General features: G+C 42.9%; 11 protein-coding genes and 1 pseudogene. 2 read left to right on the forward strand and 10 right to left on the reverse strand.

The window, feature by feature from the left end:
- Positions 1-25 precede the first annotated feature (25 nt).
- From BV372_RS23725 to BV372_RS23730, 3 genes are all read right to left on the reverse strand, one after another.
- On the reverse strand, positions 26-1,621 hold the full coding sequence (locus BV372_RS23725; RefSeq protein WP_256973421.1) for an AAA-like domain-containing protein: 1,596 nt from the start codon (positions 1,619-1,621) through the stop codon (positions 26-28).
- On the reverse strand, positions 1,599-2,186 hold the full coding sequence (locus BV372_RS37840; protein WP_256973419.1) for an AAA-like domain-containing protein: 588 nt from the start codon (positions 2,184-2,186) through the stop codon (positions 1,599-1,601). Before BV372_RS37840 ends, BV372_RS23725 begins: the two co-directional genes overlap by 23 nt.
- Positions 2,187-2,302: 116 nt before the next feature.
- A complete protein-coding gene (locus BV372_RS23730) occupies positions 2,303-4,486 on the reverse strand; it encodes an AAA-like domain-containing protein (protein ID WP_086688959.1) in 2,184 nt (727 codons plus the stop codon).
- A 331-nt stretch (positions 4,487-4,817) separates the two neighbouring features.
- Between BV372_RS23730 and BV372_RS23735 the strand changes: the two genes are divergently transcribed.
- The gene (locus BV372_RS23735; protein ID WP_086688960.1) at positions 4,818-5,003 is read left to right on the forward strand and encodes a hypothetical protein; all 186 of its coding nucleotides are present in this window, start codon (positions 4,818-4,820) and stop codon (positions 5,001-5,003) included.
- Between the two features lie 3 nt (positions 5,004-5,006).
- On the opposite strand, the gene BV372_RS23740 is transcribed toward BV372_RS23735, so the two are convergent.
- The 4 genes from BV372_RS23740 to BV372_RS23755 all read right to left on the reverse strand — a co-directional run bounded on the left by BV372_RS23740 (position 5,007) and on the right by BV372_RS23755 (position 9,892).
- Positions 5,007-5,930: an ion channel gene (locus tag BV372_RS23740; protein ID WP_086688961.1), complete on the reverse strand. Its 924-nt coding sequence runs from the start codon at positions 5,928-5,930 to the stop codon at positions 5,007-5,009.
- Positions 5,931-6,315: 385 nt separating this feature from the next.
- Positions 6,316-7,254: a YsnF/AvaK domain-containing protein gene (locus BV372_RS23745; RefSeq protein WP_306299015.1), complete on the reverse strand. Its 939-nt coding sequence runs from the start codon at positions 7,252-7,254 to the stop codon at positions 6,316-6,318.
- 270 nt (positions 7,255-7,524) lie between these two features.
- Positions 7,525-8,448 (reverse strand): DUF2382 domain-containing protein, encoded by a 924-nt coding sequence (locus BV372_RS23750; RefSeq protein WP_086688963.1) that lies wholly within the window; start codon positions 8,446-8,448, stop codon positions 7,525-7,527.
- A gap of 607 nt (positions 8,449-9,055) precedes the next feature.
- Positions 9,056-9,892 carry a DUF2382 domain-containing protein gene (locus tag BV372_RS23755; RefSeq protein ID WP_086688964.1) on the reverse strand — a complete coding sequence of 279 codons (837 nt, stop codon included), beginning with the start codon at positions 9,890-9,892 and terminating at the stop codon, positions 9,056-9,058.
- Between the two features lie 588 nt (positions 9,893-10,480).
- Here BV372_RS23755 and BV372_RS23760 point away from each other — a divergent pair.
- The gene (locus BV372_RS23760; protein ID WP_086688965.1) at positions 10,481-10,720 is read left to right on the forward strand and encodes a hypothetical protein; all 240 of its coding nucleotides are present in this window, start codon (positions 10,481-10,483) and stop codon (positions 10,718-10,720) included.
- A 307-nt stretch (positions 10,721-11,027) separates the two neighbouring features.
- Here BV372_RS23760 and BV372_RS23765 read toward each other — a convergent pair.
- From BV372_RS23765 to BV372_RS36605, 3 genes and pseudogenes are all read right to left on the reverse strand, one after another.
- Positions 11,028-11,234: pseudogene (locus BV372_RS23765) on the reverse strand (6-phosphofructokinase); the annotation flags it as partial.
- 10 nt (positions 11,235-11,244) lie between these two features.
- A complete protein-coding gene (locus BV372_RS23770) occupies positions 11,245-11,439 on the reverse strand; it encodes a DUF2949 domain-containing protein (protein WP_086688966.1) in 195 nt (64 codons plus the stop codon).
- Positions 11,440-11,652: 213 nt separating this feature from the next.
- A partial coding sequence (locus BV372_RS36605) for a hypothetical protein (protein ID WP_256973420.1) occupies positions 11,653-11,969 on the reverse strand: 317 nt, incomplete at its 5' end.

The raw sequence follows: 11,969 nt of genomic DNA on the forward strand, positions 1-11,969 counted from the left end.
TCTAAACAACAATTCTCAGTTTACCTTATCTGCCCTGTCTCCAATTTAAATTGGTATCAGAACTAGCTGAGGCAATGATTTCGCCGTCGGGGCTGAATGCCACGCTATTGACCAAATTGCTATGGCCTTTGAGAGTTTGCAACTCCTGCCCAGAGGAATTCCACAACTTCACCGTCTTGTCATCACTGGCGGTGGCAATGGTTTTGCCGTCGGGGCTGAATGCCACGCTATTGACCCTACTGCTATGGCCTTTGAGAGTTTGCAACTCCTGTCCAGAGAGATTCCACAACTTCACCGCGTTGTCATCACTGGCGGTGGCAATGGTTTTGCCGTCGGGGCTGAATACCACACTCATGACCCAAAAGCTATGGCCTTCTAGTCGGTTTCGTTCCCTAACACCATAAACTACCTGTTGGAGAGTAGCTACCGCTAAAGCGCGGGTATCTGCTTCGACATTTTTATCTAGTTTTTGTAGTCGCTTGCCTAACTTCAAGCCTGCTATTAAAGCATCAAGCTCTAAATTTGATGCCAGCAGGTTTTGTGACTTGAGACTCTCAGCGATAATTTCGGCATTAACACGGCGTTTCTCTGCATCTGCTTTGGCGGCGACTGCTTGCTGTGTTTGCGCCTGAGCAATATTTCGCTGCTTGTTGGCTTCTTGCAAATTCTTTTCTGCTTGCCTTTTACCCTCTTCAGCTAACTGACGCTGTTCGGCTTCGGCATCTTTAGCCGCTTTGGCATTCTTGAGAGCAACTTTTAAACCTTCTCCCCGTTCTTCTGCTAACTGTTGTGCAGTCTTTGCTTGCGCTTCTCCTTTTTCTGCCCTTTGCTGCTGCTGTTGAGCAAAGCGTTTTTGCTTGTCTGCTTCCAGGCGTTGCTTCTCTGCCATTTGCTGCTGTTGTCGAGCATTATCGGCTTGCCTTTGTGCCTCATTACGTTGCTGTTCTGCTATTTGCCGCTGTTTATCTGCTTCTTGCTGGGCATCTTGAGCAATTAAACGCTGCTCATTCACATACACAGCCACTCCCGTCATTAAACCCGAAAATATCAGCAATCCCACCACATAAGGCAGCGCAGGTTTTAGCTGCTCCCACCTATCCCGCAAGTTAAACGGCAAATGTTGATTCAACCACTTCCGGTCAAATACTTGCCGATAAATTTGATTTCTCACCTGCAAAACATTCTGCTCACGCCGCACCACCCCCGACAACTTCAGGTGAGACTTAACTATTGACTGTTCCTCATCCACAACCGGACGCTTACCTAACCGAATCTCCCGGTATGTAGTCAAAACCTCTGAGTCAGGTGAGCGTTTAGTCAACATATCCCGCACAAACTGCAAGTTATTATCTTGCTCGCTCATTGCGCCCAAGAAAGTATTACGAACTACGCGGTCAACATCGGCTTTTGACCAACCGTTTTTACCTTGTTCAGTTATGGCACGGCAGAGGCGCTGTGTTAAATAGGGATGTCCATTTGTCCAATTCAGTACCCATCGCAGTACTTGTTGCGCTTCATCTGCGATCAGTTTCAATCCCTCAGCCAGGGGTAAAGCTTCCTCAAAGGTAAAATCAGTCAAATCCACACGCTGTCCAATATTAATATGGTGTGCGCTTGGCATCACGGATTAAATCGCCGGGAGTTGCTACCCCCATCAACACCAAAGAAAGACGCTGAAACTCAGGATTAGTCGCACGGGCAACGTAGAGATAACGAATCGCTGTATAAAAATCATCGGTAAAATCTAAGCTGAGAGTGGAATCAATTTCATCGACAAAAATCACCACTCGTTCTTCTATCTCAGCCAGTAACACCTGCTGAAAAAACAGCGTCAGCCGTTGCGAAACTCCCAAATGTTCGTGTTCTTGCCACCAACTCACCACATCGGTATCAAACATGAGTTGGTCATCCAGCTTCACCAAAAAGCCAAAGTACCATTGTTCGGCTGTAACCTGCGCCCCCAATTCCTGAAGGTCAACAATTACCGCCCGTATTCCTTCTTCTGCCAGCGTTTGCGCCGTGCGTACCATCAAACTCGACTTGCCCATCTGGCGCGGCGTGAGGACATAGGCGAAAGTCGCAGCCCGACACAGGTTGAGTAGTTCCTCATCAGCTTGGCGGGGAATGTAAATCCCACCACCAGCCTGCACCGTCCCGCCGACTGTGTAAATGGTTGGGTTAGACATAATTATTCCCCATATTCCCCAAACTGTCATTGCGAGCGCAACGAAGTGAAGCGAAGCAATCCCAACAATCTTGCGATTGCTTCATTGCGCTACGCTGCATTCGCAATGACAAGTATTTATCCACGCAAGTTCTCCCGGAAATAATCGGCGTAAAGCTGACAACGCGGAATCACCGTTCTCCCCTCCCGTCGCACCAAACCCGCACCCCGCAGCCGAAAGAAAACACGCTCATCATCGCAACTATTATGGCGAATTACTTGGAGCATACTTGGCACTAACTCTGCTTTGCTATGCAGCCGAAACAAATGGTTACGCAGATGATTACCAAAGGGGCCATTGTCCGCCGTAGCTTTGGCAAATAATTCAGCAGTAGTGAGGCGCTGGCTAGCTATTAAATAAAGCGCCAATCTCACCAAATAAGGATGTCCACTCAGCAACGCCATTAACTGCTGTTCTTCATTCGAGTTCAGCGGTGAACGGTGACGGCGATTGAGGTCAGCAACCTGTGCGGCTGTAAAATCTTCTAAGTCAATCACCTCGCCCACATTAAACGGGGATTGGTTGAGATTATCAATTAATTGGTAGGGTTCGGTGGAAGTCACCAGGGCTAAATCAAGTTGCTTCCAAATCGGTGTGGTGGCGCGGTTGTTGTGCCAACTGCGAAGCATTCCAAAGAAATCGGATCGGAATTCGGTATCAAAAGCCCTCTCTACTTCATCCATTGCTAATACTAAGGGCTGACCAAATTCTTTCAACAAATAACGCCCGACATAGCGGGTGCAACATTGACTATTACCTAGCTTCGGATTCCAATATTCATCAACTCTATCTGCCATTTCTATTTCATCAGTTAGCCAAGTGCAGAATTGCCGAAAGAATAGGTCACGATTGCTTAAGGCGGCTTGATCGAATAACTGAAAATCCAAGAAAGCCACGCGCTTACCTGCATTTACCGCAGCGCTACTTGTGCAAATTAACAAAGAACTCTTGCCCATTTGTCGGGGGCCTTTAATGGTGATGGTGACACCTTGACGCTGAATCGCATTTAAAGCCAGAACATCACAAGCGCGTTCCACATAAAACTGAGACTCGCCATCCATCGTCCCTTCTGGCATTTCCAGGGATATCGGCTGTGCGGAAGCAAAAGGCTGAGGTAACGCTGATGCTTGACGTGGCTGAAGTAATTCAGCTTTATTCGCTTCCCCAATAGTTAAGTCACCCCCAGAAATCGCCTGCATCAATTCCGCAATCAAGGGCGTTGTATCCTCCGCATTTCGCCAGATTGCCCAATTAATCCCATCAAGATAAGCACTCAAAGGATACTGAAACGGTTCTAGATAAGCCAGCCGCACCGGGAGAATCATCGGTTTTCCGCTTTGTTCCTTAGCCAGGCGGTTGGCTGTAGCAATTTCCGCCTCCACCATCTCGCTGTGGACAGAATGCTCGGAAAGGAAAACAATCAGAAAATCTGCTTGGTGAAGTTCTGCTTCAATGCGTTCAGCCCAGCGTGTACCTACTGTAATAATTTGGTCGATAAAAACTGTGTGATGTTGAGCAAGCGCTTGATGGACTTGCGATGCAACTTGTTCATCGGGGGTGACGCTACGCTTGTAGCTGATGAAGATGCGTTTGGGTTGGGAGTTGGGGGAAGGGGCTTCGGCTTCGCTCAGCCGAACAGGAAGGGGTAAGGGGGAAGGGGGAAAGGGTAAGATTTCTGGTTGTGTTGGTTGTTTTGCAAATGGGGGGTTGCGGCTTTTGAGGATTGGGGTGGCATACTCAGGGATATTTTCTAAATCAATGGCAATGCGCCCAAACTCGTAAGCATCAGCGTAGGATCTACCTGCGCCTAGTGCATCATAAAACCCGACAGCAAATTTAATTGCGGCGCGATCACCTATCGCCTGATTCATTCCGACTACATAATTAATATGTTGGTGAATCGCTTCAGCTTGCGCTTCACTATAACAGGCGTTTAACAGCACACACTCTATCTTGTCCTGAAATAACCTAAACAGCCTGCCCAGTGACTCTGTACTCACTAATTGCAACTTTCCGGTATCATCTTCTAAAACCAAACCTTGATCCCCTTTGCCATGTCCGGAGAAATGCACAATCTCCGGTTGATGATCTAAAAGCGATCGCCGCAAATCTTCAGGACGCACAGCCCATTTAGTAATCATCTCAAACTGCTCTCGAATCTTGGCACGTTCTAAACCAGCCTGAATTTCTCGTACTTCTTCATCCAAGCGCAGTCTGTCCGTATTCTTGGGATTTGCTGATAAAATCAGGATTTTTTTCACACTGCCATTAAATGTTGCAACTAGGCTTTCTCTTTAGTTGCAGTTTACTACAGCAGAGTTACGGAGAATTACGGGCAGAATCAAGAAGCTCTTGAAGATACGTATTATTTGAATGGGTTTGCTTTGTTGTAGACACTGACGTGATTTCCCCCATGAGTGAACTCATCAATCAAGTTTGTCTTTGCAGGCTGATCTTTCTCAGCCCACGGAGGTGGGCTTTGTTCGTGTAGCCACACCCTTCTAGGGTGTCGGCGTCGTGTCAAGCTAGCAAATTTTTTAGCCGAATGCTATTAGTAGCGCGATAATTAATATAGAGGTCAAAATAATTTATATGTCTCCAACACCATGCTCGTGTTGTGTTGTTACCCTTAATCAACAACAGGAGCAAAACATCTCTCATCAAAAACAGTGCCAAGATGTTCCAGACAACCACAGCAAAAGTGTAGTCAAAAATTGTACTGTGGTTGAAAATGGTCGAGTTGTAGTTAAACCATTACCCACTGAAACTTCTGTTTAACTTTTAACTCACTTCATCTAGAGATAACACATCGTGGAAGCTTTGGTAATCAATGTAGCGATTTCCATCTTCTGTATCGTGCATGATATTCACAAATTGATAATTCCACAAAATCTGAGTAGCACCATAGGTATGACGAGCATGGACAACCTGTGCCACTGTTTCATCAATGCCACTTACCGAAATAACAAGAGTGGTATTTGATTGAACTAAAGATTCTGCGGTCATCCCAAACAGAGGACTATACTCATCAATGGTATGCATCGCTAACCAAGTTAATGTAAAGCTAGGTGACTGATTCCTGCGCAGTTTCAAATCGTAGATCCGACGTATGTAATCCCCCTCTAAGGTCATTTCATCCCGCATCATGTACACTCGCATTTGTGCTTCCAGAATTAGGTTGCGACGCTGATTGGCGGTGCGGAACATGAGAGTTGGTTCTCCATCATGGGGTGTAATTACAGCGACGCGGCTAAAAAGCACACGCGCAGTCGGACGGGAGAATCGCGCAAACGCCAGTCCTGTCGTGACCGCAATTCCCATCAAACCTGCCATTGCTTCAATAGTGACAACTATATTGGCGTAAAGTGTTTTAGGATACAACGCCCCGTAGCCAATGGATGCCAGGGTTTGTACGCTAAAAAAGAAGACATCGAAAAAAGAGCCAGGTCGAGCATTTTCAATACAGTTTCCTCCTGCCAGGTAAGCTAAAGCAAATATGGCATTAGTAGCTATATACCCAACAGCAGCTAGCAGCAAAAATCCAGTCCAGGGAATTGTTAACAGCAGATGATAAGGGTCGCGCCAGTAAGAATACCAAGCACCTAAGCCCACAATATGGAATTGTCCGTCCCTGACTTTGATGCAAACTCGCTGGGACTGATGCGGCTTGTGCTTCCGAAAAAGTTTCTGCAATCGAAATCTCATTGGAATTAGCCAAAAGAACTGCTGTTCGTTGAAATGACTAGGTTTGCTCGGGCAAGTAACAACCAGGTGGTTATCTATTGCTGATAAATTCAAATTGCTAAATTAGCACTTTCATAGCTTTGATTAATTCCCTCAGTTTTACGATTTTAACTTAACGCCGTAATTCCCCATACACTTATACAGTGGGTATATACATCCAAACAGAAGAGAACAGTCGATGACGAATAATTTCCGCAAGCTATTTTCAGGTGAATAAACCACAAAGTAGGGCACAACAATGTTGTGCCCTTACGAAATATGCAGTTCAAATAAAAAAGGCTGTAATAAAAAATTAGGATGAGCAATGCTCACCCTAATACTAGCTGACTTAAATAAAAACTGATTTTTACGCTTTTGGTGCTTGACCTTGAGAACAGCGGTCAAACCACTCTTGGTATTTCTGACGATATTCCTCATTGTCAACAACAATTGACACTCGTACCTGCTGACAACCGGATTGCTGTTCTAGAGCGATCGCATTTAAAAGTAGGCTAGCAATTTTAGGAGATGTAAACAAGCCACTAACAGTTAAACCATTGTCAATGCTTGCAACTTCAGATATTGCTTCTTCAGTCAGATTAATACTAGAAATAGCCTCTTGCCCTAAATCTATTTCTGCTAGCTGTTTGTGTTCTGGGCTGACTTGTTCTACAATTAATTTTTCACGCCGGACAGGAACTTGCACCATCCGAGTTTCAATTTCTTTACGAACAATTACATCGCCAACTTTACGTTTGTTACTATTAACAACTAATCGTTCTTCTAGTAAATTAATAATATTTTCTTCACTAATCTCTGCTACATTTGTAGTTTCTATGTTCCTATTTGTAGTTTCCAAGCTGCTATTTGTATTTTCTAGGCTGCCATTTGTAGTTTGATTATTAACTATTTTCTCATTTGAGCTATCTGATATTATCTGCGCACCTGGTTTGTTAACTTCTAAATTTTCAGGCATATTTTCTATTTCAGATTTTTCTAAATCCACGAAAATCGATTGAGTAGGATGGTCAATTTTTTGAATTCTTTGGCTCCGCAATTTTAACAACTTATATCCATCTGTTAATTGCTTGCCGCTAGATTCTAAACTGTATTGATTTACTCGTTGAGATATAACTAAGTTTAGCCGATTTCCTGCATCTAAAACTAGCTCTCGGACTTCACCTACCAGTTGTCCTTTTTTGTCTAATACAGCAAAATTTCTCACTTTACTGCCCAAATTTTCTAGCAGGTTGCTAACCCGTTTATTAATATTTGCTGGATTTGCTAGCTCGGGTTTTCTTGCCACAGTTTGGCTATTCATAAGGCAAAAATTATTAACTACTTTTGGTTAGGCTAACTATACTTTTAGCCACTCTGATCGCAAACAAGAAAAAATTATTAATAGCTCAACTCTTTGCCAATCATGTGACTCAAGTTTAAGCAAAATCTAAAATTCAAAAATTCAAAACTTATATTGATATTGCTGATTGATTTTACAGCACAGGCAAAGCTATCTAATAGCTCTACCTGCACCATGTCTAACTAGTTATTAGTTATGAGCTAATAACTAAGTTAATTAGCGTTCTTCAATTGGCAGTCCGCCAGTAGTATCTACATCTAATTCTTCACGACGTACAGTTGCTTGAGCTTCAGAGGTTTCTTGTTCTACAACTTTTGAAACTCTCACTTCTTCACGTACAACTGCTTCTTTGCGGATTTCAGGAGTTTCTTCATAGATTTCCACGCGAGCTACTTCACCTTCGCGGAAATTAGCTTCGCCAGGAGCAACAGGGCTACCAGCATCTGTTGGTGTTACACGCTCAATGACCACGCGCTCTCTTTCCAAAGGTACTGATACACTTGCAGTCTCAGTTTCCACGCGCTTCCCAATGGCTACTTCTCCAGCTTTCTGCCGTCTCTTACCAGCAATTAGCCTTTCTTCATACAATTTCAGAGTTTGATTATCACGTTCATTGATGTTGTACAAAGAAGGCTCGTGGTCGTAAGTGTATGTATCGCGGTTATAAGTAGGATAGTTTGGTGTTGTTAATGGCTGATAGTTCGTATCTAGAGGTGCAGAAGCATCTAGAGGTGTTGGTGTATCAACAACAGATGATGCATCTACAGAACGTGTTGCATCTACAGGACGGCGATACACCCCGCGTACTCGCTCTTCATAGTCGTAATCGACTCCTGAGCGTTCGTTGAACTCTGGTAAATCTTCTGCTTGCTCTCTGGTCATGCCAATGGCGTAGACGCGATCGGTATTATAGTCAATCCGAGCACGTCCAATAGGTAACAATACTTTTTTACCAAAAATCCAAAAGCCTAAGTCAACGACTAGATAACGGAAGTGTCCTTCATCATCTACTAAAACATCGCTGACGCTACCAATCTTTTCATCTCTGCCTTCTGCATAGACCCCAAGCCCTTTAATATCATCACCCTGAAAAGTATCGCGGTAGTTGGGATCAAAATCATCTAGTTTGTAAAGTGCCATTATATTTTTCCCTCAAATTTTTACTTTCATTTGCTATTAACTAAACTAGAATTTTATTGAGCTTTTTCCATCTTTCCCACGACTGAATTAAGTTTATAAATGTTCAACTTAAGAAGTAGATATAGCAATCTGATTTGACTCCTGAAATTACTTGCGTAGGGAGGTAACAGGTAAAGCAGTCTTATCTTGGTGGTTTCCCTCATAAGCAACTGCACCAAGCCCGTAAAGCCCTTCGGGCATAGCTCTACTTACCGCATAGCGTCTCCGCAAGAGAAGGGTAGGCGAACAGGAAATAAGCGAGGTAGAGGTGTACTGAATTTTTGCAAAAATCAAATAGGAGTATTATATTTAATTTTTTATTTCATTAAAATTTAATTTTTTAGTTATTATTTCTTAATTGTTAGGTTAATTTTTGTTTAAAAAATTAATAATGCAGGCAGATATAATAATCAATTCTGCCTGCACTATAGCGATAATAATTGAGAGCAAATACGCCTTAATACTTACAGAGGACAGTGAACAGCGATCGCTAGCTGCAAAATTCCCATATTTTGAGATTTTAAGCTGATTGCAATCGCCTAAATAGCTAAGACAGGAGTCTAGCTAATTAAATAGCTCTGTCTCTTGGCGTATTTGTTTCGTTCACATCCAAATTACCTGAAGTATTAATATCTAACTCTTCGCGACGCACTGTCTCTTGTGCTTCAACAGTATCGCTATCTACAACTTTTCTAACTCGGACTTCTTCGCGCACAACCGTTTCTTTACGAATCTCAGGTGTTTCTTCGTAAAGTTCTATGCGTGCTACTTCTCCTTCTTGGAATTGTAATTCTTGTGAATTTACTACAGTTTCTGTGGTTGGAGTCACTCTCTCAATAACAACGCGCTCTTTTTGAAGAGGTACTGAAACTTGTGCAGTTTCCGTTTCAATGTGCTTACCAACTGTGACTTCTCCGGCTTTAATACGATTTTTATTAGCAATTAATCGTTCTTCATATAGTTTGATCGTTTGTTGATCTTGCGCGTTCAATTCATATAACTCAGGTGCCTGGTAACTAGAAATTCCCTGCTCACCAGTTAATTGACTATTGGGTGAACGATAAACATTGCGGACATTCTGTTCATAATCTTCATTAACGACAATGTTTTCGTGATATTCAGGTAAACGCTCAACCTGCTCTTTACTCAACCCATCAACATATACTCGGTTTTCTGGATAATTAATATGAGCAAGACCAATAGGTAGTAATATTTTCTTACTACCACCTTCAAAACTTGTGTCAATAACTAGATAGCGGAAACGACCATCTTGGTCAACTAAAGCATCGGCAACTGAGCCAACTCTCACTCCTCCTTGAGTGTAGAGATTTAAGGCTTTAACGTCATCACCACCAAAGATTTCTCGGTAGCTAGGTTCAAAATCTTCGAGTTTGTAGAGAGGCATAAGTTATTCCAAACTGGCTGCAATTATCTATGTATCAGCCTAAGAAGTATTGCAATTATTTTCCTCTTGCTGGCGGCTGAATTCGCTAAAAATCTTCATGCTATATAGGTGGAAAATTAGAAAATTTAAGCTAAGTTACTTACCAATGGGCATATAACTTAAGGCACATATAGTAATTAGATTTGATTTTTGAACTTACAAAGTAGAGTTAGGGAAAAGGGAATAAGGAACAGGAAAGAAGAAGCCAAGGGTCATTTTTTCAAAAATCAACCAGATTTCTATATAAAAATATATTGTTGGATGAATTTAGCAGTACTACGAAAGACGGTACTTAAACTCATTTAGGGTCTTCCAGAAATTAAATTATCCAATTTTGAGACGCGAAGACGACGATCAGATTCTTTCTCCCCCAGCCTCCCCAGCATCAAAAGCGATGGGATAATTATTTATTTGGAAGTCCCTTACCCCCTTCCAGCCCCAGTTTTAATAACTTGCAAAGTTGTGTTGATTTATGTCTACTGAGTTATTTAATTAGCAGTTGGTTTAGAGTGAAGGTAAAACCTTGCTCATCAAACTGGGAAAAGTTTTATGTGGAGAACTGTGTTTTTAACACTGATATTATTGATTGCCTCAGTGTTACTGATTGCTGAAACTACCTTTGCTAATCCTTGGATTGAAGGAAATGCATGGGTTGCTGAGAATGCTGTGAACGCTGTTTCGCCTGAGGTAACGCTATCTTCAGAACTACCAAAGGCTAATGTTGATGAATCGAAAAGCTATCAACAACCCGCCCAACGCAAAACAGAGAATCAGAATCCCATCCCATAAAAACAATCGGCTGTCAACACCGTTCGTCCTCAAACCGCTAATCCATACGATATGGAAGCGTTCGATAAACATAATCAGGAAGTTTACGGAGCAGGAAACTCAGGCTATTAAAGCGTTTTGATTTGCAAAATTGGATTTGTAAAAACTTGGTTAGTTATAGGAATCCAGTTTGATTTTTGGAAAATTGCCCCTTGGCTGGTTTCCTGTTCCGCGTTCCCTATTCCCTACCTCAATGGCAAATCTGCGTCCCCAGCGATCGCGCAACTCTGCCAGATGTTCGCAAGTATCCTTAATGGTATAGGAAAAACAAAGGATCTATACCACGCAAATCTAAACCGTGGAGAGAAAGCTCAATCGCCTTTACTTCCAGCAAACTTCTTGTAGCATAAGGAATCCCCACTACTGGCCTGCCATAGCTAAGAGTAGCATGGCTGACCACCGCGCGAATTACCGCATTCAGCCCCTGACAGTCACCGCCACTGGTAAGAATACCAAGCCGTTTTTGTCTAGTCATAGCACTTGAGCTAAAACACTCGATTTAACCAATCATAAATCTCGTCTAACTGGCTTAATGACACCAGCCCATATTGCCAAAGAATCATGGGTAACAAACTCGGATTTTGCTCAGGATGTCGCAACGCCAGTTGCAAACCATCAGCCGGAATTGCCAACTCTTCTTGCAAAAAACGGAGAAATTTTGCCAGTCTTTTGGTTTCCATCGTTGTCACCCTTGTTTTGGCTATAGAAAGAGGTTATGTAACAAATCTGAGAAACTTGTGAGGATTTGATAATTTTATTTACAGGCGATCTTTTTTCTCGCACATACACGCAAATGAGAATGCACGATTTTCCTTCACGAGTATTATCACGCATTTGACCCACATCTACATCAGGGGTACAACACTCCTGTGCCCTACAGCGTCGTCTATTTACTAATTCACGAGTATAAAAAGCTCATTCACGAGTAGTAAAGACTTGTCTGCGAGTATCAAAGACTCGTCCACGAGTAGTAAAGACTCGCTCACGAGTATCAAAGACTCATCGCCGAGTATCAAAGACTCGTCCGCGAGTATCAAAGACTCGCTCACGAGTATCAAAGACTCGTCACCGAGTATTAAAGACTCGCTCACGAGTATCAAAGACTCGCCCACGAGTATCAAAGACTCGCTCACGAGTATCAAAGACTCGCTCACGAGTATCAAAGACTCGTCCGCGAGTATCAAAGACTCATTCACGAGTATCAAAGACT

The sequence above is a fragment of the Nostoc sp. T09 genome (assembly GCF_002154695.1).
GTDB lineage: Bacteria > Cyanobacteriota > Cyanobacteriia > Cyanobacteriales > Nostocaceae > Aulosira.